At 63.8% G+C, this 21,602-nt stretch carries 25 protein-coding genes, 1 other RNA gene and 1 pseudogene; 9 read left to right on the forward strand and 18 right to left on the reverse strand.

All coding sequences use genetic code 11. The annotated features are described in order from the left end of the window. The first annotated feature begins 112 nt into the window (after positions 1-112). Entirely contained in the window at positions 113-913 is an 801-nt protein-coding gene (locus ACK4R0_RS13780) for an alpha/beta fold hydrolase (protein WP_409674998.1), read from the forward strand. A 263-nt stretch (positions 914-1,176) separates the two neighbouring features. Here ACK4R0_RS13780 and ACK4R0_RS13785 read toward each other — a convergent pair whose 3' ends face one another. Further along, positions 1,177-3,378 (reverse strand): malate synthase G, encoded by a 2,202-nt coding sequence (locus tag ACK4R0_RS13785; RefSeq protein ID WP_409675001.1) that lies wholly within the window; start codon positions 3,376-3,378, stop codon positions 1,177-1,179. Positions 3,379-3,548: 170 nt separating this feature from the next. Here ACK4R0_RS13785 and ACK4R0_RS13790 point away from each other — a divergent pair, with 170 nt between their 5' ends. The 4 genes from ACK4R0_RS13790 (at position 3,549) to ACK4R0_RS13805 (ending at position 7,557) form a co-directional block, all read left to right on the forward strand. Then, the gene (locus tag ACK4R0_RS13790; protein ID WP_409675004.1) at positions 3,549-4,769 is read left to right on the forward strand and encodes a hydrolase; all 1,221 of its coding nucleotides are present in this window, start codon (positions 3,549-3,551) and stop codon (positions 4,767-4,769) included. Further along, the gene (locus ACK4R0_RS13795; protein WP_409675007.1) at positions 4,766-5,776 is read left to right on the forward strand and encodes an arginine N-succinyltransferase; all 1,011 of its coding nucleotides are present in this window, start codon (positions 4,766-4,768) and stop codon (positions 5,774-5,776) included. Before ACK4R0_RS13790 ends, ACK4R0_RS13795 begins: the two co-directional genes overlap by 4 nt. A gap of 209 nt (positions 5,777-5,985) precedes the next feature. Beyond that, positions 5,986-7,239 carry an N-succinylarginine dihydrolase gene (locus ACK4R0_RS13800; protein ID WP_409675010.1) on the forward strand — a complete coding sequence of 418 codons (1,254 nt, stop codon included), beginning with the start codon at positions 5,986-5,988 and terminating at the stop codon, positions 7,237-7,239. 90 nt (positions 7,240-7,329) lie between these two features. Next, a complete protein-coding gene (locus ACK4R0_RS13805; RefSeq protein ID WP_409675013.1) occupies positions 7,330-7,557 on the forward strand; it encodes a hypothetical protein in 228 nt (75 codons plus the stop codon). Between the two features lie 20 nt (positions 7,558-7,577). On the opposite strand, the gene ssrA is transcribed toward ACK4R0_RS13805, so the two are convergent. Next, positions 7,578-7,978, reverse strand: a transfer-messenger RNA (tmRNA) gene (ssrA, locus tag ACK4R0_RS13810). 255 nt (positions 7,979-8,233) lie between these two features. Next, a complete protein-coding gene (gene mscL, locus ACK4R0_RS13815) occupies positions 8,234-8,659 on the reverse strand; it encodes a large conductance mechanosensitive channel protein MscL (RefSeq protein ID WP_409675016.1) in 426 nt (141 codons plus the stop codon). A 161-nt stretch (positions 8,660-8,820) separates the two neighbouring features. On the opposite strand from mscL, the gene ACK4R0_RS13820 reads away from it, so the two are divergent. The 4 genes from ACK4R0_RS13820 to ACK4R0_RS13835 all read left to right on the forward strand — a co-directional run bounded on the left by ACK4R0_RS13820 (position 8,821) and on the right by ACK4R0_RS13835 (position 11,609). After that, positions 8,821-9,411, forward strand: a complete 591-nt coding sequence (locus ACK4R0_RS13820; protein WP_409675019.1) for a LemA family protein — start codon at positions 8,821-8,823, stop codon at positions 9,409-9,411. A gap of 38 nt (positions 9,412-9,449) precedes the next feature. Then, entirely contained in the window at positions 9,450-10,265 is an 816-nt protein-coding gene (locus ACK4R0_RS13825) for a TPM domain-containing protein (RefSeq protein WP_409675072.1), read from the forward strand. A gap of 6 nt (positions 10,266-10,271) precedes the next feature. Then, the gene (locus ACK4R0_RS13830; protein WP_409675022.1) at positions 10,272-10,955 is read left to right on the forward strand and encodes a TPM domain-containing protein; all 684 of its coding nucleotides are present in this window, start codon (positions 10,272-10,274) and stop codon (positions 10,953-10,955) included. Positions 10,956-11,078: 123 nt separating this feature from the next. Then, positions 11,079-11,609, forward strand: coding sequence for an NUDIX hydrolase (locus ACK4R0_RS13835; RefSeq protein ID WP_409675025.1), 531 nt, complete (start codon positions 11,079-11,081; stop codon positions 11,607-11,609). Positions 11,610-11,629: 20 nt separating this feature from the next. Here the strand turns inward: ACK4R0_RS13835 and rimK are convergent, their stop codons facing one another. From rimK to ACK4R0_RS13910, 15 genes and pseudogenes are all read right to left on the reverse strand, one after another. After that, the gene (gene rimK, locus ACK4R0_RS13840; protein WP_409675028.1) at positions 11,630-12,535 is read right to left on the reverse strand and encodes a 30S ribosomal protein S6--L-glutamate ligase; all 906 of its coding nucleotides are present in this window, start codon (positions 12,533-12,535) and stop codon (positions 11,630-11,632) included. A gap of 25 nt (positions 12,536-12,560) precedes the next feature. Then, positions 12,561-13,034 carry an ATP-dependent zinc protease gene (locus tag ACK4R0_RS13845; protein ID WP_409675031.1) on the reverse strand — a complete coding sequence of 158 codons (474 nt, stop codon included), beginning with the start codon at positions 13,032-13,034 and terminating at the stop codon, positions 12,561-12,563. Between the two features lie 75 nt (positions 13,035-13,109). Beyond that, positions 13,110-13,418, reverse strand: a complete 309-nt coding sequence (locus ACK4R0_RS13850) for a hypothetical protein (protein ID WP_409675034.1) — start codon at positions 13,416-13,418, stop codon at positions 13,110-13,112. A gap of 61 nt (positions 13,419-13,479) precedes the next feature. Beyond that, positions 13,480-14,835, reverse strand: a complete 1,356-nt coding sequence (gene gdhA, locus ACK4R0_RS13855) for an NADP-specific glutamate dehydrogenase (RefSeq protein WP_409675037.1) — start codon at positions 14,833-14,835, stop codon at positions 13,480-13,482. 155 nt (positions 14,836-14,990) lie between these two features. Next, positions 14,991-15,845: a hypothetical protein gene (locus tag ACK4R0_RS13860; protein WP_409675039.1), complete on the reverse strand. Its 855-nt coding sequence runs from the start codon at positions 15,843-15,845 to the stop codon at positions 14,991-14,993. A 167-nt stretch (positions 15,846-16,012) separates the two neighbouring features. Continuing rightward, positions 16,013-16,660, reverse strand: coding sequence for an adenylate kinase (locus ACK4R0_RS13865; protein WP_409675042.1), 648 nt, complete (start codon positions 16,658-16,660; stop codon positions 16,013-16,015). A gap of 60 nt (positions 16,661-16,720) precedes the next feature. Further along, positions 16,721-18,088 carry a preprotein translocase subunit SecY gene (gene secY, locus ACK4R0_RS13870; protein ID WP_409675045.1) on the reverse strand — a complete coding sequence of 456 codons (1,368 nt, stop codon included), beginning with the start codon at positions 18,086-18,088 and terminating at the stop codon, positions 16,721-16,723. Between the two features lie 197 nt (positions 18,089-18,285). Next, positions 18,286-18,786 (reverse strand): 50S ribosomal protein L15, encoded by a 501-nt coding sequence (rplO, locus tag ACK4R0_RS13875; protein ID WP_409675048.1) that lies wholly within the window; start codon positions 18,784-18,786, stop codon positions 18,286-18,288. Positions 18,787-18,959: 173 nt separating this feature from the next. Continuing rightward, on the reverse strand, positions 18,960-19,136 hold the full coding sequence (gene rpmD / locus ACK4R0_RS13880) for a 50S ribosomal protein L30 (protein WP_409675051.1): 177 nt from the start codon (positions 19,134-19,136) through the stop codon (positions 18,960-18,962). A gap of 6 nt (positions 19,137-19,142) precedes the next feature. Continuing rightward, positions 19,143-19,862 (reverse strand): 30S ribosomal protein S5, encoded by a 720-nt coding sequence (rpsE, locus tag ACK4R0_RS13885; protein WP_409675054.1) that lies wholly within the window; start codon positions 19,860-19,862, stop codon positions 19,143-19,145. A gap of 3 nt (positions 19,863-19,865) precedes the next feature. After that, a complete protein-coding gene (gene rplR, locus ACK4R0_RS13890) occupies positions 19,866-20,216 on the reverse strand; it encodes a 50S ribosomal protein L18 (RefSeq protein WP_409675057.1) in 351 nt (116 codons plus the stop codon). A gap of 3 nt (positions 20,217-20,219) precedes the next feature. Next, positions 20,220-20,753, reverse strand: coding sequence for a 50S ribosomal protein L6 (rplF, locus tag ACK4R0_RS13895; RefSeq protein ID WP_409675060.1), 534 nt, complete (start codon positions 20,751-20,753; stop codon positions 20,220-20,222). Between the two features lies 1 nt (position 20,754). Next, positions 20,755-21,150, reverse strand: coding sequence for a 30S ribosomal protein S8 (gene rpsH, locus ACK4R0_RS13900; protein WP_409675063.1), 396 nt, complete (start codon positions 21,148-21,150; stop codon positions 20,755-20,757). 12 nt (positions 21,151-21,162) lie between these two features. Next, positions 21,163-21,468 carry a 30S ribosomal protein S14 gene (rpsN, locus tag ACK4R0_RS13905; protein WP_409675066.1) on the reverse strand — a complete coding sequence of 102 codons (306 nt, stop codon included), beginning with the start codon at positions 21,466-21,468 and terminating at the stop codon, positions 21,163-21,165. Positions 21,469-21,508: 40 nt separating this feature from the next. Then, positions 21,509-21,602, reverse strand: a pseudogene (locus ACK4R0_RS13910) (50S ribosomal protein L5); the annotation flags it as partial.

Genomic DNA, 21,602 nt, shown 5'->3' on the forward strand with positions numbered 1-21,602 from the left:
GGTCCCCCTCCCCTTGCAGGGCAGGATTTAGTTAGACACTGAACTCAACCGACAGGAATTCGCATTGGCCAGCAAACCCAAGCTCCAAACGCCCTCGGGCCCCGAAATCACCATGCCACAAATCACCATGGAGGTGGCCGATGGGCGCACGTTGCGCGTGGCGCGGTGGCGCTTTGACGAGGGGCTGACCAAGCCGCCTTTGCTGTTCTTCAACGGCATCGGCGCCAATATGGAAGCGGTCGCGCCATTTGCCGAACAGCTCTCCGATCGCCCGTTCATCACCTTCGACATGCCCGGCATCGGTGGATCGCCCGATCCCAAGGTGCCGTACAATGCGTTCCTGATGGCGCGCTGCGCCTGGCTGCTGCTGCAGCAGTTCGAGATCGAGACGGTCGATGTCATGGGGGTGAGCTGGGGCGGTGCGATGGCGCAGCATTTCGCGCTCCAGCATCCCGGCAGCGTCAACCGCCTGGTGCTCGCCGCGACCACCGCCGGCATGGTGATGGTGCCCGGCAAGCTCTCGGCGCTCAGCAAGATGGCCGACCCGCGCCGCTATATCGACCCCAGCTACATGGAGAAGCACTTCGCGACGCTCTATGGCGGCTCGACCGACGGCGCCACGGGCCACACCGGACGCATCACTGCGCCTTCCAAGACCGGCTATTTCTATCAGCTGCTCGCGATGATCGGCTGGACCAGCGCGCCGTTCCTGCCCTTCCTGGGCAAGCCCACGCTGATCCTGATGGGCGGCGACGACCAGATCGTCCCGGTGGTCAATGGCCAGATCCTCAAGGCGCTGATCCGCAACTCCGAGCTCAAGGTGATCGAGGATGGCGGGCATCTGTTCATGCTCAGCCATCTGGACGAGAGCCTGGAGGCGATCCGTGCGCATCTGGATGCGGAAGTAAACTAGCCCTAACTCGTCACCCCCGCGAAGGCGGGGGTCCCGCTTCTTCGCCAACATCAGCGCTAAAGCGGGATTCCCGCGTTCGCGGGAATGACGAAGGGACGACAAATTACCCCGCCTGTCCCGAGCGAAGTCGAGGGACGTGCGCGCTACCTCCACCGACAATACTTCTGTTCTCCGGCGAAAGCCGGAGCCCAGGAGCCAGGTTGCGCCAAGACCGCCCCTGGACTCCGGCTTTCTCCGGAGAACAGATTGCGAATAAATGAACCCTAGCCCGCCTTCACCTTCTGCCGATACGCATGCAGCAGAGGCTCGGTGTAACCACTGGGCTGTTCAACCCCCTTGAAAACCAGATCACGCGCCGCCTGAAACGCGATCGAGCCTTCGGGATCGCTCGCCATTGCCCGGTAGAGCGGGTCGCCCGCGTTCTGCGCATCGACCTTGGCCGCCATCCGCAGCAGCGCCGCATCGACTTCCTCTGCCGTGCACACGCCGTGGAGCAGCCAGTTGGCGAGCGCCTGGGATGAGATGCGCAGCGTCGCGCGGTCTTCCATCAGGCCAACATCGTGGATGTCGGGCACCTTGGAGCAGCCGATGCCCTGATCGACCCAGCGCACGACATAGCCCAGGATCCCCTGCGCATTGTTGTCGAGCTCGGCGCGGATGTCTTCGGGCGACCAGTTCTGGCCGGCGGCGAGCGGAATGCTGAGCAGCGGATCAAGGTTGGGCACCGGCTGCGCGGCGATCTCGGCACGGCGGGCAAACACATCGACCTTGTGATAGTGCATCGCGTGCAGCGTCGCGGCGGTGGGCGATGGCACCCAGGCGGTGTTGGCGCCGGTCAGCGGATGGCCGATCTTCTGTTCCATCATGTCGGCCATCATGTCAGGCGCCGCCCACATGCCCTTGCCGATCTGCGCCTTGCCATCGAGCCCGCATTTAAGGCCGATCCCGACATTGCGCGCCTCGTAGGACTTGATCCAGTCCGAGGTCTTCATGTCGCCCTTGCGGACCATCGGGCCTGCCTGCATCGAGGTGTGGATCTCGTCGCCGGTGCGATCCAGAAAGCCGGTGTTGATGAAGACGATGCGGTTGCGCACCGCATGGATGCACGCGGCGAGGTTGGCCGATGTCCGACGCTCCTCGTCCATCACGCCGACCTTGATCGTGTAGCGCGCAAGGCCGAGCATGTCCTCGACCGCATCGAACAGGTCGTTGGTGAAGGCGCACTCTTCGGGCCCGTGCATCTTGGGCTTGACGATGTAGATCGATCCGGCGCGGCTGTTGCGGAACCGGCCCAACCCCTTGATGTCGTGGCAGCCGATCGCGCTGGTGAATACCGCATCGAGAATGCCCTCGGGCGCTTCGGATCCATCGGCGAGCAGTACCGCCGGGTTTGTCATCAGATGGCCGACATTGCGCACGAACAGCACGCTGCGGCCCGGCAGGGTGAATGCGGTGCCATCGGGCGCGGTATATTCGCGGTCTGCTTCCAACGACCGGGTCAGCGTCTTGCCGCCTTTGGGGAAGCTGGCTTCCAGGTCTCCGCGCATCAGCCCCAGCCAGTTGGTATAGGCGGTGACCTTGTCCTCGGCATCGACCGCAGCGACCGAATCTTCCATGTCGACGATGGTGGTCAGCGCGGCTTCGAGCAGCACGTCGGCGATCCCGGCGGGGTCGTCCTTGCCGATCGGGTGCAAGGGATCGATGACGATCTCGATATGCAGGCCGTTGTGGGCGAACAACAGCGCGCTCGGCGATGACGCCTCCCCCTTGAACCCTGCAAAACTCCCGTTTGTCCCGAGCGTCGTCGAGGGACCCTCCTCAACCGTTCCCTCTACGTCCCTCGACTTCGCTCGGGACAGGCGGAGTTGGGTTGGTGTGTCAGGTGACAGCTCGAAGCCTGTCACATCCGCCCAGCTTCCCTCGGCAAGGGGAACCGCCTCGTCAAGAAACGCCTTGGCCGCCTTGACCACCGCCGCGCCGCGCACCGCGTCATAGCCGCCGGGCTGCGCCGGGGCCGCATCGAGCGCGTCGGTGCCGTAATAGGCGTCGTACAGGCTGCCCCAGCGTGCATTGGCGGCGTTGAGCACGAAGCGGTCGTTGAGCGAGGGCACGACCAGCTGCGGGCCCGCCATCGTCGCGATTTCGGGATCGACGTTGGTGGTGCCGATCGCGAACGGCTGCGGCTCGGTCACCAGATAGCCGATGTCATAGAGGAAGGTGCGGTATTCCATCGCGTTCATCGGCTGGCCCCTGCGCACCCGGTGCCAGTCGTCGATCTTGGCCTGAAGCTCCTCGCGCTTGGCGAGAAGATCGCGGTTTACCGGCACGAACCGCTCGAGCAGCGCGGCGAAATCCGCCCAGAAGCGGTCGGCGTCGAGCGCCAGCGGGGCCAGCACCGAATCGGTGATGAAGCCGTGCAGCGCAGAATCGATGCTGATGCCGTTGGTCTGGATAGTATCGCTCATTCCCGGTCCTCTTTGCTTGATACGATCTCCCCGCGCGCAACGCGCAGGGAAAGTCAGAGTATTTCCGGGGAGGAATGAAGCACCGGCTATGGCAAGGCAAGGCGCCAAAGTAAATCCGCTTTGCCCGCAACGGGTGGCGGCGTGCGACCAACCGGGCTATGGCATGGCGGATGACGACGAGCCTTGCCAGCCTGAGCGCATCCGAACGCGATGCGCTCGAACCCATCGACCAGTCCGCGATGCTGCGCCAGGTCGAGCAGTGGGCGGCGATCAACAGCGGATCGGGCAATCTTGCGGGCCTCGCGCAGACTGCGCAGCTGCTCGCCGACGCGTTTGCTGTGCTGCCCGGCGAGGTGCGGCTGGTCGATCCCGTGCCGGTCGATGCGGTGCGCGTTGATGGCAGCATCGATACCATCCAGCGTGGCCAGCATCTGGTCGTCTCGGTGCGGCCCGATGCCCCGCTGCGGCTGCTGCTGACCGGGCATATGGACACGGTGTTTCCCGCCGACAGCGCCTTCCAGAGCCTGACCTGGCTCGAGCCCGGGGTGCTGAACGGCCCGGGCGTCGCCGACATGAAGGGCGGGATCGCGGTGATGCTGGCGGCGCTCAAGGCGGTCGAGCGATCGCCGCTCGCCGCAAGCATCGGCTACGACGTGATGATCAACTCCGACGAGGAAGTCGGCTCAGGGTCCTCCGGCGCGCTAATCGCGCGCCTAGCAGCCGGCAAAGTCGCCGCGCTGACCTATGAGCCTGCGCTGCCCGATGGCACGCTTGCCGGAGAGCGCGGCGGATCGGGCAATTTCTCGGTCATCGTCACCGGTCGCTCGGCGCATGCCGGGCGCAATCCGCAGGACGGGCGCAATGCGCTGGTCGCAGCAAGCGACCTTGCGGTGCGGCTAAAGGCGCTGACCCGCGACGGACTGTCGGTCAATCCGGCGAAGATCGATGGCGGCAGCGCCAACAACGTCGTCCCCGACCACGCGATCCTGCGCGTCAACTTCCGCCCGCAAAGCCTTGAGATGCAGGCCTTTGCCGATGATGAACTCAATCGGCTCTGCGAAACCGTCGCGCGCGCGCACGATGTCTCGGTCCATGCGCATGGCAGCTTCGGCCGCCCGCCCAAGCCGATCGATGCGGGCGCCGCAAAGCTGTTCGGGCTGGTCAAGGATTGCGGCGCGGCGCTCGGGCTTGAGATCGGCTGGCGCGGCACCGGCGGGGTGTGCGATGGCAACAACATCGCGGCCTGCGGCGTGCCCGTGGTCGACACCATGGGCGTGCGCGGCGGCGCGATCCACAGCGCCGAAGAATTCCTGATCACCGACAGCCTCGCCGAAAGGGCGCGACTGTCGGCGCTCACCATGTTGCGGCTTGCCGAAAAAGGGGGGTTATGAGTTTTGTCATCCGGGCGGCGACGCCCGACGATCTGCAGCCGATCTACGAGATGGCCAAGCTGACCGGCGGCGGGTTCACCAACCTGCCTGCCGACCGCAAATCGCTCGAATCCAAGATCGAGCGCTCGGCGACCGCCTTCGCGCGCGATGCGGACAGCGTCGAAGATGAACTGTTCGTGCTGGTGCTGGAAAACACCGAGACCGGCGAGATTCGTGGCACCTGCCAATTGCTCACCCGGGTGGGGCAGAAATTTCCGTTCTACTCCTATCGGCTGAGCACGCTTTCGCAGCACAGCGCCGAACTCGCCCAGACCTTCCGCGCCGAAATCCTCAGCCTGGTGACCGATCTTGAGGGATCATGCGAAGTTGGCGGGCTGTTTCTGCACCCCGGCGAGCGGGCCGGCGGCCTCGGCATGCTGCTGGCGCGCAGCCGCTATCTGTTCATCGCGATGCACCGCGCGCGCTTTACCGACCGCATCCTCGCCGAACTGCGCGGGGTGATCGACGAGGCGGGCGATTCGCCGTTCTGGGACAGCATCGCCGGGCGCTTTTTCGGGATGAGCTTCGACGAGGCAGACACCTTCAACGCGCTGCACGGCAACCAGTTCATCGCCGATCTGATGCCCAAGCACCCGGTCTATGTCGCGATGCTCTCAGATGCCGCACGGCATGTGCTGGGACGCCCCAATGTCAGCGGCAGGGCCGCGATGCGGATGCTCGAGAACGAGGGTTTTGCGTATGAGAACTATGTCGACATCTTCGATGGCGGCCCGACGATGACCGCGCGCACCGACCAGGTCCACTCGATCCGCAACTCGCGCGATGCAGTGCTGGGCGCCGTCGCCGATGGCGGCACGCTGTCGCTGGTGGCATCGGGCCGGCTGGCGGACTTCCGCTGCGCTTACGGCCATGTCGCGGATCAGGGCGACAGCATCGCGATCGACCCCAAGGCAGCGGGGCTGCTGGGAATAGCGCCGGGCGATGCGGTGCGATGGATCGAGCGGTGATGTGACGCCAAACCTTCTCCCCTTGAGGGAGAAGGATACGAAGCCTTGGCGGCGAAGCCGCCTAGGCGCAGTTGGATGAGGGTGATGGGGCGGGGCGCACGAACGCCAGCGTCGCTGCCCCCTCTCCCAGCTCCGACTAGGGCACATGCGTGCCCAAGTCTGCGCAACCCTCACCCTCGGAGGGGAGAGGGAAGAAACGGAAAGACCCAATGCTGACCGAAATCAACTTCGACGGGATCATCGGCCCCAGCCACAATTACGCGGGGCTGAGCCTGGGCAATATCGCCTCGGCGAGCAACGCAGGCGCGGTCAGCGCGCCGCGGGCGGCGGCGCTGCAGGGGGTGGCCAAGATGCGTGCCAACATCGCGCTCGGGCTGGCGCAGGGCTTCTTTCTGCCGCTCGACCGGCCCAATAACGGCTGGCTCGAGAGCCTGGGCTGCGACCTTGCGACCGCCGAGCCGCACATCCGTGCCGCCGCCTATTCTGCGTCCTCGATGTGGGCCGCCAACGCTGCGACCGTCTCCCCCGCCCCCGATACCGCCGATGGCCGCTGCCACCTGACGGTCGCCAATCTGGTCACGATGCCGCACCGCAGCCATGAATGGACCGGAACGCTGGCGCAGCTTCGCCTCGCCTTTGCCGACGAACAGCATTTCGCGGTGCACGGACCTGTCCCGGCCCCGTTTGGCGACGAGGGCGCTGCAAACCATATGCGGCTGTGCGATGGCCATGATGGCACCGGCGTCGAGATTTTCGTCTATGGCAAAACAGGCGGCCCCTTCCCCGCGCGCCAGCATGTCGAGGCGGGCAAGGCGATTGCGCGGCGGCACGGCCTGGCGGCGGACCGGACGCTGTTCATCCAGCAGAGCGAGACCGCGATCGCCGCCGGTGCCTTCCATAACGATGTCGTGGCGGTCGCCAACGAGACCGTGCTGTTCACGCACGAACAGGCGTTCGAGGATCGCGCGGGCAGCCATGCCGCGATCCGCGCGGCATTTCCGGCGGTGCAGATCGTCGAAGTGCCCGCCAGCGCGGTGTCGCTGGCCGATGCGATCAAGAGCTATCTGTTCAACGCGCAGCTCGTTACCCTGCCTGAAGGCGGCCACGCCCTGGTTCTGCCCAGCGAATCGCAGGAGGTGCCGGCGGTGTGGCAGTGGCTCGAGGCGATGGTCGCGGGCAACGGCCCGATCCGGCGGCTGGTGCCGGTCGATGTCCGCCAGTCGATGGCCAATGGCGGCGGGCCTGCGTGCCTGCGTCTGCGCGTCGTCGCCGATCCTGCCACGGTCGACCCGCGCTTCATCGCGACACCGGGAAAGCTCGACATAATCGAACGGGTGATTGCGGCCCAATGGCCCGAACGTATCGCGCCGTCCGATCTTGCCGAGCCCGGATTTGCCGCCACCGTCCAGGCGGCACGCAGCGCGCTGCTCGATGCGCTCGATCTGGCCGAGCTTGCCCGATAATCTGTCGGCAGGCTTTACACGTTAACCCAATCTCAACCATACTATCCCGCAGGAAACCGCCCTTGGCACGGGGCTTGCGGGGATATGTCGATGTTCGAAAAAATACGGCGCCTGTTCCTGATCAAGACCAAGTTCGAGGTGTTTTTGATCACCTATGCACTGGCGCTGGGTGCCTGCGAACGCGGCAAGGCATATCTGGACCAGTATCCCGGCTATGGCGGCTGGCTGCTGTTTGCCGCGTGCACCGGTGCGGTGTTCATGGCCGGCGCCAAGATGCTCGACGCGGTCGACTACCAAAAGGCCTATGGGCCTGAGTGACGCCATCTTCTGAGGGGGAAAGTGGAGAGCTTCTGTTGCCCGGTGCTCTCCAAACCGCTGAACTCCGCTTCTGTTGCCCGGTGGGTTCAACCGCGCTCTTGCTAGATAACTCTTGGCCGTTAGGCCGCTGAATTATGCAGCGAGGGCGAGTGCGTCATTGTCATTGGCACTTATCGTGTTTGAGCCTTTAACGGGTTACTCAGCCCGGACGAAAACAACGTCTTTCAACACACGTCGATCCTAGTTCGGCCCCATCAAAAGCCCCGGTTTCACGGGGATCCCCCCGTTAAACGAAGATTATGGTGGAGCCGCCGGGTACCGCCCCCGGGTCCGCTGTGCCTATTGCACGCCGCAGTTTATCGTCATAGCCGGACAAGCCGGCAGGGATGTATATAGCGATGGAATGATGAATGGGAAGTGAGTGGGGAGAGAAAAGCTCTGCCCCTCTCCCCTTCCGCCTGCGAGAGGGGCTTAAAGCCCTCCCCCTCGATGGGGGAGGGTTGGGTGGGGGTGATCTCTCCGGATCGGGCTGACGGTGCAAATGTGTACCGATGGCATCCAGCCGCACCATCACCCTCACCGCTGCGACAGGCAAGCAAAGCCACCAAGTCTCGCTGCCTCTCCCATCAAGGGAGAGGCATATAGCGGCTCCGCCTGCGGGAGGGGAGATTTCAACCTACTTCTTCAGCAGATCGCGGATCTCGGCGAGCAGTTCGACCTCGCTGGGGCCGGACGGAGCGCCGGGTTCGTCGGGCTTCTTGAACAGCCGGTTCGCCTGCCGCACGATCAGGAAGATGATGAACGCCAGGATCAGGAAATTGATCACCACGGTGATGAACTGGCCATAGCCGAGCAGCGCGACGCCCGCCTCCTTGAGTTCGGCATAATTTTCGAGCGAACCGGCATAGCCTTCGGGCACCGGACCCAGCATGATGAAATAGCTGGAGAAATCCGCGCCGCCAAAGATCGCGCCGGCCACCGGCATGATGATGTCCTGCGTCAGCGAAGTCGTGATCGTGGCGAAAGCCGCGCCGATGATCACGGCCACGGCCAGATCGAGCACGTTGCCGCGCGCAATGAATGCCTTGAACTCTGCAAACACGTGTTTCCCCCTTTTGCTGTTGCAATATCGCCCTATAATCGCGAGCGACGTCGAGATGTCGAGCGCTTTGCGAACCGGAACCGTAAAACATGGTCTTGCAGAGTTGCTGTCTTAATACGATATAACGGCCACGCGTTATCAACCAGAGGGAATCACTGACTATGCGTATCACCCGTTATGCCTTGCTGGCATTTGCCACGCTTGCGCTCACTGCGTGCGGCATCAACTCGGTCCCCACGGCGGAGGAAAATGCCAAGGCGAAGTGGGGCGATGTCGAAAACCAGTATCAGCGGCGCGCCGATCTGGTGCCCAATCTGGTATCGACGGTGCGCGCGGGCGCCGCATCGGAAGAGCGGATCCTGACCCAGGTGACCGAGGCGCGCGCGCGCGCGACATCGATCAACATCACCACCGACGATCTGTCCGATCCGGAAACCTTCGAAAGGTTCAGCCAGGCGCAGAACCAGCTGACCCAGGCTTTGGGCCAGCTGCGTACCGTGGTCGAGGCCTATCCGACCCTGCAGAGCCAGCAGAATTTCACCGTGCTGATGGGTCAGCTTGAAGGCACCGAGAACCGCATCGCGGTAGCTCGGCGCGATTACAACGAGGCCGTGCGCCAGTACAACACCACGATCCGCACCTTCCCCGATTCGATCGGCGCGAACCTGATCCACGGCGCCAAGCCGATGGTGCCGTTCAAGGCCACCACTCAAGGCGCAGAAGAAGCGCCGAAGGTCGATTTCGGCACGTGATCGCACGCACAGCCTTCGGGCACCTGTGGCACGGCTGGATGCTGGCGCTGCTGTGTCTTGCAGCAGCGTCCAGCCCGTCCGCCCAAGCCCAGACTTTCCCCAATCTCACGGGCCGCGTCGTCGATAACGCCAACCTGCTCGATCCCGCGCAGGAGGCGGCGCTGACTGCCAGGCTCGAGGCGCTCGAGAAGCAGTCGACGCGCCAGCTGGTCGTCGTCACCCTGCCCGATCTGCAGGGATACGAGATCGAGGAGTACGGCTATCAGCTGGGCCGCGAATGGGGCATCGGCCAGGCTGCCAACGGCGATGCCGAAAAGGACAATGGCGCGCTGCTGATCGTCGCGCCCACCGAACGCAAGGTCCGCATCGAAGTCGGCTACGGGCTGGAGGGCATCCTCACCGACGCGCTGACGACGATGATCATCCAGCAGGACATCCTCCCGCGCTTTCGCGACAACGATTATCCCGGCGGGATCGCCGCCGGTACCGATGCGATCGTCACCCAGCTGACCCTCCCCGACGACGAGGCCCGCGCGTTCGCGTCCGAGGTCGAGCAGGAGGCGCGCGGCAGGAAGGGAGGTGGCGGCATCGGCCTGTTCCTGTTCTGGGGCGCGATCATCCTGTTCTTCTTCATCATTCCTGCGCTCAGCAGCGCGGGCAAGGGCCGGCGCTATGGCCGCCGGTCTGGCGTCGGTGATGTCGTCACCTGGGGACTGCTGCTCGGGCAGATGATGAACAACGGACGCGGGGGCGGCGGCGGCGGTTTCGGCGGCGGTGGCGGCTTTGGCGGCGGCGGAGGCTTTGGCGGTGGTGGCGGCGGCTTCGGCGGCGGCGGGTCGTCGGGAGGCTGGTGAGGCACGATGAGCAAGGTTGAAACCGTAACCGCCGACGATCACTGCATCGTCACCGATGCCGTCGCGGCGGCAGAAAGACACACCGATGGCGAGATCGTCACGGTCATCGCCAGCCAGTCCGATGATTATCGCGAAACGCCGATCTATTGGGCGGTGGCGGCGATGTTCTTCGCGCTCGCCTGCATCGCGGCGTTTCCCGCATGGTTCGAGAGCTGGCTGAGCGTGTTCACCGGGGGCTGGGTGCACGATTACACGCCCGGCGAGTATCTCACGATCATCATGCTGCTGCTTGCGGTCAAATTTGCCGCGGTGCACCTGATCGTCGCATGGAAGCCGATTCGGCTCGCTTTGACCCCGCCTGCGATCAAGCGCATCCGGTCGCGTGCGCGCGCGATCAGCCTGTTCCGGGTGAGCGCCGAAAAGCGCACGATGGGGCTGACCGGGGTGCTGATCTACCTCTCGATGGCAGAACACCGCGCCGAAATCGTCGCCGACAGCGCTATCGCGGCCAAGGTCAGTCCCGATGTCTGGGGCGAGGCAATGGCGGACATGATCGTCGAACTGCGCGCCGGGCGTCCCGGCGAAGGCATGGCTGCGGCGGTCCGCGATGTCGGCAAGGTGCTTGCCGAGCACTTCCCCAAGACCACCGACAACCCCAATGAATTGCCCGACCGGCTGATCGAGCTTTGATGATGGCGCGACTTTGCAGTTGCTTTTCTGTCGTCACCCCCGCGCACGCGGGGGTCCCGCTTCTGCTCGACGCCAGCACGAAAGCGGGATTCCCGCGTTCGCGGGAATGACGAGGGGTAGTGGATGACGGACACAGCCATGACCGAACCCGAACAGATCGTCTGGCAGGGACGGTTCATCACCGCCAAGACGCGCGGCAAATGGGAATATGTCTCGCGCGCACGCGGCATCAGCGCTGCAGTGATCCTGGCGGTGCACGATAATGCGGTGATCCTGGTCGAACAGTTCCGCGTTCCCCTGGGCCGCCCCTGCATCGAGCTTCCCGCAGGGCTGATCGGCGACCACGACAGCGGCGAGGCGCCCGAACTGGCCGCTGCGCGCGAGCTTGAGGAAGAGACCGGCTATCGCGCCGGGCGGATGGAAGACCTTGGCGAGTTCTATTCGTCACCCGGCATGGTCAGCGAGGCCTTCCATCTGATGCGCGCACACGATCTCGTCCGCGTGCATGACGGCGGAGGTGTGGAGGGTGAGAACATCACCGTCCATGTCGTGCCGCTGGCGGATCTTGACAGCTTCATCGCCGACAAGCGCGCGCAGGGATGCGGCATGGACGTAAAGCTGCTGTTGCTGCTCGGCGCGCGGATGCTCGATTAGCGCCTTTCGCGGGGCAGGTCTCAGCCCTGCCCCTTGGTCTTCGACGCCCCCGCCTTGAAGTTGCCCTCGATGAAATCGATGATCATCCCGGCAATGTTCTTGCCCGTGGCGTTCTCGATCCCCTCGAGCCCGGGCGAGCTGTTGACCTCCATGATCACCGGGCCGTGATTCGACCGCAGGATGTCGACGCCTGCGACGTTCAATCCCATCACCTTGGCCGCTCGCACCGCGGTCGAGCGTTCCTCGGGGGTGATCTTGATCGCCTTGGCGCTGCCGCCGCGGTGCAGGTTGGAGCGGAAATCCCCCTTGGCCCCGGTGCGCATCATCGATGCGACCACCTTGCCGCCGATCACGAAGATGCGGATGTCGCTACCATCAGCCTCCTTGATGAACTCCTGCACCAGGATGTTGACGTTCGCCCCGCGAAACGCCTCGATCACCGACTTGGCCGACTTCTCGGTTTCGCCCAACACCACGCCGATGCCCTGCGTACCCTCAAGCAGCTTGATGACGACCGGCGCGCCGCCGACGATCTTGAGCACCTCATCGGTCTGCCGGGGATCGTGCGCGAACGCGGTGACCGGCAGGCCCAGGCCATGCTTGGCGAATATCTGCATCGAACGGAGCTTGTCGCGCGAGCGGCCGATCGCGACGCTTTCGTTGAGCGACCACACCCCCATCATCTCGAACTGGCGCAGCACCGCAAGGCCATATTGCGTGATCGACGCGCCGATGCGCGGGATCACCGCGTCATAGCCGCCAATTGGCTCGCCATGATATTGTGCGCCGGGGCGGTGCGAGGTGATGTTCATCGTCACCCGCAGCGTGTTGAGGATCTCGATCTCGTGCCCGCGTTCCCGCGCCGCCTCGCACAATCTGCGATGCGAATAGAGATTGGGGTTGCGCGCCAGCATGGCGATTTTCATGGGGAAATCCTTTGGGGAAAGGGGGTCATCGGTCGGTGGCTTCGGGCTGGCCGAGCACCCATTTGCGCGCGCAATCGACACGAAAGCCGCGCCTGAGGGCCCGGCGTCCGATCAATATGGGGAAGGTCATGGTGGTGCGGTTGGCCAAGGTCATATGCCCCTTCCAGCGCACGCTACCAAGGATCATCGTCGTTTCTATGACATACCGCAGTTCAATCGCGCCATTCGAGCTTTTGATGTGGCGCTGCTCGACTCCGGGTGCCCGATACTTGCGCGCGGGCTCGCCGCGATGAGCACGGAACCAGAACTCGACGATCAATTGGCCGTCGATCATCAGCGGCTTGACCCGCGTCGCGTGAATCGACGAGGTCGCTGCCCCGGTATCGATCTTGGCCCGGATGCGGTCCAGCCCCAGCTCGGGAAGATCGACGCATTCGCACCAGCCGATGTCGACCGGGCTACGCTCGAGGCGTGTGCGTGTGGGGCTTGATCGGGCCATGCTGAACGCGCCCGTAGCAGCACTGCATGCCTCGTCAACCGGTTTGGCGCGCGCCACGCCGGCACGGTTCCAGGTTCAGACCGCCTGTGCCGTGGAGCAGACGAAAACGCTGATGCAATACGGCGTCACCATCACCGTGCGGATCCGCCGGAAGTCACCATCCAGACCCATGCTGGCGGGCTTGCCGCCGGCGTTGAGCCACGCCACCAGCGCGGTCGCGACCTGCTGCCCGGCGTTGAAGCGCGCGGTCTCGTCGCCGCCGGCGCACCAGAATAGGTCGATGTCCCAACCATTGGACACCCCGGCTGCCAATGTCTGCGCCTGATAGGTCAATCCTGCTTGCGCGTTGGCGGTCGTCACCCGGTCGGATGTGGACCAAATCAAAAAGCCGCCACCCGGGCTGGGTGACGGCCTTTTGAATCAGGCGGGATGTGTGCGCTGGCGGTCAGACGACGCCAAAGGCGAGCATGGCATCGGCGACTTTCTTGAAGCCTGCGATGTTGGCGCCCTTGACGTAATCGATATAGCCGCCGCCCTGGTCGCCATAGCGCAGGCAGCTGTTGTGGATGCCGGTCATGATGTCCTTGAGCATCTGCTGCAGCTCATCTTCCTTCCAGGCGCGGCGTTCGGAGTTCTGGCTCATTTCGAGACCCGAGACCGCGACACCGCCGGCGTTGGACGCCTTGCCCGGCGCATAGAGGATCTTGGCATCCTTGAAGACATGCACGCCGTCGAGATCGGTGGGCATGTTGGCGCCTTCGGACACCGCGATGCAGCCGTTCTTGACCAGCATCCGCGCGTCGTCGCCGAGCAGCTCGTTCTGCGTCGCGCAGGGCAGCGCCACGTCGCACGGAACGCCCCAGGGGGTCTTGCCCTCATGATAGGTCGCGCCCTTGAACTCGGCGACATAATCCTCGATGCGGCCGCGACGGTGGGTCTTGTGCTCCTTGACCCAGTTGATCTTGTCCTGGGTGATGCCATCGGGATCGTGGATGAACCCGCCCGAATCGGACAAAGTGAGCACCTTGCCGCCCATCTGCACGATCTTCTCGGCAGCGTGCGTCGCGACATTGCCCGACCCGGAGATCACCGCGGTCTTGCCGACCAGATCATCGCCCTTGTGCGCCAGCATGTTGGCGAGGAAATACACCGCGCCATAGCCCGTCGCTTCGGTGCGGATCAGCGAGCCGCCCCATTCGAGCCCCTTGCCGGTGAGCACCCCGGTGAACTGGTTGGTGATGCGCTTGTATTGACCGAACATATAGCCGATCTCGCGTCCGCCCACGCCGATGTCGCCGGCAGGCACGTCGATGTCCGCACCGATGTGGCGATACAGCTCGGTCATGAAGCTCTGGCAGAAGCGCATGATCTCGCGCACGCTCTTGCCCTTGGGGTTGAAGTTCGATCCGCCCTTGCCGCCGCCCATCGGCAGCCCGGTCAGCGCATTCTTGAAGGTCTGTTCAAAGGCGAGGAACTTGAGCACCGATTCGTTGACCGAAGGGTGGAAGCGGATGCCGCCCTTATAGGGACCGATCGAGTTGTTGTTCTGCACGCGCCAGCCACGCTGGACGCGGATGTTGCCGTTGTCGTCCTCCCAGCAAACGCGGAACGAGACGACACGATCGGGCTCGGCAATCCGCCGCAGGATCTGCTGCTCATGGTACTGGACCTTGTCCGCCATGAACTCGAAAATGTCTTCGGCGACTTCCTGCACGGCCTGGCAGAATTCGGGCTGGTGCGGATTGCGCTTGTGCACGCCTTCCATGAAGGTCGGCAAGTCTACGTGATCGGTAACGGCCATGGGTCCCCCCTTTGAGGTGATGCTGCGGTTTGCGCGACCCGGCACGAAAGCAGCAAACTCTCGCGATTCGCCTGCATTTCTGGGCGAACTCTAACGCAAAACACAAGCGACGATAGTGCTAAATGGCACAGGGCTGGAAGCCTGCGCGAAGGGCGTCAACGCCCGGTTTCGTCGTCCTTGGCCGCGCGCGGGCTGGTGCTGGTGGCGCGGGTGGAAATCGGCCGCGTGCCCGGCTTTGTCCTGGGCTTGCGAGCGGCCATTTCGGGCGATGCGGCTTCGCGCGCTGCGGCACCGTCAGGGACGTCGTCCGGCTCTTGCGCACCAGTGTCGGCGTCGGGCTCGAGGTCGGTGACCAGATCACTGACACTGCCCTGCCCTGCAGGCTCCTCATCGGGCACGATCGCCCCGGCGGCTCCATCACCCTTGAGCGCCGGCAGCTTGTCGCCGCCGACCAGAGGGCCCAGCGCCATCGCGAGGCGCGAGGCCTGCGCGCCGATCATGCCATCAACCGCAGATGCCATCTCGGCCTGCTCCATGCGCATGAAACCGCCGGCGACATATTCGAAGGTCAGCCTGGTGCCGCCCTTGATCGGCGCCAGCGTGACGGTCATCGTGCCCGCCATCGCTTCGCCCTGCAGCGGCCCCAGCGCGCCCGACAACCGCAGCAGCTTGCCGGGGTCGACATAGAGGATCTGCATATGCTGGACGCTGCCCCGCAAGGTGCGCTGCGGTGCGCCGGTCTCGGTGGTCGCGGCGTTGGGAATCAGCTCGCAAAAGCAGCCGCCCGCCTGCGCATCCATGTACAGATTGTCGGCGCTGCCGGTCCAGGTGTGCTGCTTGTCCCACCATTTGGCAGGCGTGCGCAGCATGGCGAACGCGGTATCCGGATCGACCGCCACCGTGACGTTGTGCATGACCGCAAAGCCGTTGTCCGACCGGGTGGTGACCTCGGCCTGGGCGGGGGTAACGGTAACGGTGGCAAGAGCCAGAACGGCAAGAGCGGTGCGCATGTGGAAGGTCCCCCGGTGATGTTGCCGGTTCATGCCCCTTAAAGCCCTCCCCTGCAAGGGGAGGGGGACCGCGAAGCGGTGGAGGGGTGTCGCCCTCTCGCCGACGTTAATACCCCTCCGTCAGGCCTGCGGCCTGCCACCTCCCCTTGCAGGGGAGGATTGCGACGTCAGGCGTCCAGAATCCCGGCGACGTTCGCTGCGACCGTGTCCATGCTGGCCATGCCGTCGACGCGGGTGACGATGCCGCGCGCTTCGTAGATCGGCAGGATCGGCGCGGTCTTGGCGCGATATTCGGCCATGCGGGTGCGCACCGTTTCCTCGTTGTCGTCGGGGCGCCGCTTGAACTCGGTCGATCCGCATTTGTCGCAGACGCCTTCCTTGGCGGGCAGCTTGTAGCGGTCGTGATAGCCCTCGCCGCAATTGGCGCAGGTGAAGCGGCCGGTGATGCGCTCGACCAGCGCGTCCTCGTTGACTCCCAGCTCGATCACATGGTGCAAGATGCGGCCGCGTGTCTCGAGAATGGTATCGAGCGACTCCGCTTGCGCAGCGGTGCGCGGATAGCCGTCGAAGATGATGCCGGTGTCGGGCGCCAGCGCGTCGAGGGCATCGCCGATGATGCCCGAGACGATCTCGTCCGAAACCAGTTCGCCCGCTTCCATCACAGCCTTGGCCTTGAGGCCGATCGGGCTACCCGCCTTGACCGCCGCCCGCAGCATGTCGCCGGTCGACAGCTGCTTCATCCCGCGCTCGTCTACCAGACGCTGCGCCTGGGTGCCCTTGCCGGCACCTGGCGGGCCCAAAAGAATAATGTTCATGGGTAGATACATCCCCTGCGGGCTAGTTACCCCGGCCCTTCATATTCGACAACGGAGCGCTCAGCGCAAGCGGCCCTTCAACTTCGCCTTCTTGATCAGGTCGGCATATTGGTGCGCCAGCAGATGGCTCTGGATCTGGGTAATCGTGTCGACGGTGACGTTGACGACGATCAACAGGCTGGTGCCGCCCAAGAAGAACAGCGGAATGCCGGTCTGCGCGATGACATATTCGGGCAGCACGCACACGAAGGTGAGGTACGCTGCACCGACCACGGTGATGCGCGTCAGCACGTAATCCAGATAGGTCGCGGTGTTCTTGCCCGGACGGATGCCGGGGATGAAGCCACCATTCTTCTTGAGGTTCTCGGACGTTTCTTCCGGGTTGAACACTACGGCGGTGTAGAAGAAGCAGAAGAAGATGATGCCCAGCGCATACAGCGTCATGTAGAGCGGCTGGCCGTGCTGGAGATACTGGTTGAGCGTCACCAGGGTGGTGCCGAGCGTCGAATTCGGGTCGGCCGAATTGCCCGCGAACTGCGAGATCGTCAGCGGCATCAGCAGCAGCGACGACGCGAAGATCGGCGGGATGACGCCTGCGGTGTTGATCTTGAGCGGCAAGTGGCTGCGATCGGCCTGCATCACGCCGCGCTGGGTGGCACGCTTGGGGTACTGGATCAGCACCCGGCGCTGGGCACGCTCCATAAAGCAGATGAAGATCACCAGGCCGACGATCATCACCAGCAGGCCGACGATCAGGAACGGCGAGATCGAACCGGTGCGGCCGCCTTCGAACATCTGCGCGATGAACACCGGCATCTGGGCGACGATGCCCGCCATGATGATCAACGAAATGCCGTTGCCGATGCCGCGCGCGGTGATCTGTTCACCCAGCCACATCAGGAACATGGTGCCGCCGACAAGGCTGATCACCGCGCCGACGCGGAACATGATGCCGGGATCGACCACGGCCTGGATGCCGCTGGCCCCTGCATAGGATTCGAGTCCGACGGCGATGAAATAGCCCTGCATCGCAGTCAGGAACACGGTGCCATAGCGGGTGTACTGGTTGAGCTTCTTGCGGCCCGACTCGCCTTCCTTCTTGATCGCGGCGAGTTGCGGCGACAGCGAGGCCGCCAGCTGCACCACGATCGACGCGGTGATGTAGGGCATCACGCCAAGCGCGATCAGGCTCATGCGCTCGAGCGAACCGCCCGAGAAGGTGTTGAAGATGTCGAGAACGCCGCCCTTGGTCTGCTCGTAAAGCGCCGCCAAAGCGGTGGGATCGACGCCGGGCAGCGGCACGTAGCTCAGCAAACGGAAGATGATCAGCGCGCCGATGGTGAACCAGATGCGGTTCTTCAGTTCGGTCGCCTGGCTGAATTTCGCCATGCTGAAGTTGCTTGCCAGATTGTCGGCCCGTGATGCCATGAAACCAAATATCCCATAATACGGCCTGCCAGCGCATCGAGACGCGCGCGACCGGAAATCACATATGTGCGCGCTACGCCTCGCGCTTGCGCTTTACAAGCCCGCCGCAGCGATACCGACTTGCGGCGTTTCAAGCAAGACGCCCCGCGCTCACCATATCGGGAGGCGGGGCGTTCTTGACAAGCCGGATGGCCTGATCAGGCTTTCTTTTCGTACGGCGGCTTTACGTACTTGGGCCGCGGCAGAATGATGTCCACCTTGCCGCCGAGCTTTTCGATCGCCTCGACCGCACCCTTGGATGCGCCGGCGACGGCAAAGCTGACCTTGGCGGTGAGTTCACCCTTGGCCAGAATGCGCACGCCGTCCTTGCCGCCACGCGACAGACCGGCGGCACGCAGGGCAGCCTGATCGACAGTGCCATCGGTCGGCAACTTGCCGGCGTCGATGAACTTCTGGATCATGCCCAGGTTGACGATGTCATAGTCCTTGCCGAACGGATTGTTGAAGCCGCGCTTCGGGATCCGCATGTGGAGCGGCATCTGGCCGCCTTCGAATCCGTTGATCGAGACGCCCGAGCGGCTGGTCTGGCCCTTCTGGCCACGTCCGCCGGTCTTGCCCTTGCCCGAGCCGATGCCGCGTCCGACGCGCATCCGGCTTTTGCGAGCGCCTTCGTTGTCCTTGATTTCGTTCAGTTTCATAATGTGCACTCGCTTTCGCTTTGTTCGCGCTAATCCGGTCCGCCCCCTGATGGGGCCAAATCCGGGTGACCAAGAGCCGTGCTCCTAGTCCAAACAGAGAGGGGAACGCCAGCACAATGTGCAGCATTCCCCTCCCCTAACCCGCTTCCCCGTCAGGAAACGGATATCTCGTGTCAGTCGATCACTGTCACCATGTGGCGGACCTTCTGGAGCATGCCGCGAATTTCGGGCGTGTCCGTGTGTTCCACGACGCGGTTCATCTTGTTCAGGCCGAGGCCGATCAGGATCTTGCGCTGCGATTCAGGACGGCGGATCGGCGATCCGGTCTGCTTCAGCTTGATGGTAGCCATGTCGCGTTACTCCGTAATCGCAGCGGCTTCAGCCTCGGCGACGACAGGTGCGGCACCGCCACGGCCCAGCAGGTCGGCAATCTTCTTGCCACGACGTGCTGCCACCGACTTGGGGCTGGTCTGTTCGCCGAGCGCCTCGAAGGTCGCGCGGATCATGTTATAGGGGTTCGACGTGCCGTTGGACTTGGTCACAACGTCGGCCACACCCAGGCTTTCGAACACGGCGCGCATCGGACCACCGGCGATGATGCCGGTACCCTGCGGCGCGCTGCGCAGCGTCACCTTGCCCGCACCGAAATGGCCGGTGCCGTCATGGTGCAGCGTGCGGCCTTCCTTGAGCGGAACGCGGATCATCTTCTTCTTGGCAGCAGCGGTTGCCTTGCTGATCGCCTCGGGCACTTCGCGCGCCTTGCCATGGCCGAAACCGGCACGGCCCTGGCCGTCACCGACCACGACCAGTGCAGCAAAGCCGAAGCGCTTGCCGCCCTTGACGGTCTTGGACACACGGTTGATGTGCACCAGCTTTTCGATCAGCTCGTCGCCCTGGGGCTCGTCGCGCTTGTTGCGGTCATCGCGGCGACCACGGCCACCACGATCGTTTCCACCACCGGCGCGGTCATTACCGCCCCGGCCACGACCACGGGCACCGCGGCCCTGACGCTCGCCCTGCGGCGCTCCGTCGGTGGCTGCGCCCGATGCTTCTGCGTTGTTCACTTCATCAGCCATCGCTTAAAACTCCAGTCCGCCTTCGCGTGCGGCATCGGCCAGGGCCTTGACCCGGCCATGAAAAATGAAACCGCCACGGTCGAACACAACGGTGGTCACACCCGCCTGCTTGCCGGCTTCGGCGATCTGCTTGCCCACGGCGATCGCATCGGCAACGGTTGCACCCGATGCCTTGCTGCCCTTGGTCAACGTCGAGGCTGCTGCCAGCGTCTTGCCGGCGGCATCGTCGATGATCTGCGCATAGATGTGCTTGCCGGTGCGGTGCACCGAAAGACGGGGACGTCCACCTGCCCGTGCCCGCAGCGAGCTGCGGACGCGCTGACGGCGACGATCGAATAAAGAGAGCTTCGCCATGGCTTACTTCTTCTTCCCTTCCTTGCGGAAGATAAACTCGCCCGCATATTTGATACCCTTGCCCTTGTAGGGCTCCGGCTTGCGCCAGCGGCGGATTTCAGCGGCAACCTGGCCAACCTTCTGGCGATCGCTGCCCGAAATGTGGATCGTGGTCTGATCCGGGGTCTTGATGTCAATGCCATCAGGAATGGCGAAGTCGACATCATGGCTGTAGCCGAGCTGCAGCTTGAGGTTGCTGCCCTGCACGTTGGCACGATAGCCGACGCCGGTGATGTTCAGCGTCTTGGTGAACCCTTCGGTCACACCGACCACCAGGTTCTGCACCAAGGTCCGCTGCATGCCCCAGAAAGAGCGGGCACGACGGGTGTTGTTGGCAGGCTTCACCGAAACTTCGCCATCGCCCACTTCGTAGGTGATGTCCGGAACGGTGGGCATGGTCAGCTCGCCCTTGGGGCCCTTCATCGTGATGACGCCATTGGCCATCGATGCAGTAACGCCTGCAGGAATGGCCACCGGCTTTTTACCAATGCGGCTCATATCAAAATACCTCCGCCAGCACTTCGCCGCCAACGTTCTGGTCGCGCGCTTCCGCGTCGGACAGAACACCACGGGGAGTGGACACGATGGTGATGCCAAGGCCGTTGCGCACGATCGGCAGTTCCTTGGAACCCGAATAGACGCGGCGGCCAGGCTTGGACACGCGGGCAACATGCTTGATCGCAGGCTGGCCCTCGAAATACTTCAGTTCGATGCGCAGGCCCTTGTGACGGCCCAGCAGCTCTTCGGTATATCCGCGGATATAGCCTTCACGCTGCAGAACGTCGAGCACGCGAGCGCGCAGGTTCGATGCGGGCGACATCACGCTGTCCTTCTTGGCCTGCTGGCCATTGCGGATGCGGGTGAGCATATCGCCCAGAGGATCGGTCATTGCCATATCTTCAAATCCTTACCAGCTGGACTTCGTAACGCCGGGGATCAGGCCTTTGTTGGCCAGATCCCGCAGCTCGATACGGCTGAGCCCGAACTTGCGGTAATAAGCGCGAGGACGACCGGTGGTGTTGCACCGGTTGCGCACGCGCGTGGGGTTCGCGTTGCGGGGCAGTTCGGCCATCTTGAGCCGAGCGATCAGACGCTCGGTTTCGTCAAGAGTGGTGTCTTCTGCCTTCGCACGGAGGCGCGCATAATGGCCAGCATACTGCTTGACCATCTTCTTGCGACGCTCGTTCTTGTTGATGGAACTCAGTTTCGCCATGACTTAAGTTCTCGCCTTTCTATTGCGAGACGGTGGGCTTTTAAGCCGCCGCCTGTTCCTGGGTTTCCTCGATCGGGAACGGGAAGCCGAAGAGGCGCAGCAGTTCGCGCGCTTCATCGTCCGTCTTGGCCGTC

The sequence above is a fragment of the Blastomonas sp. genome (assembly GCF_046294995.1).
Classification (GTDB): domain Bacteria; phylum Pseudomonadota; class Alphaproteobacteria; order Sphingomonadales; family Sphingomonadaceae; genus Blastomonas.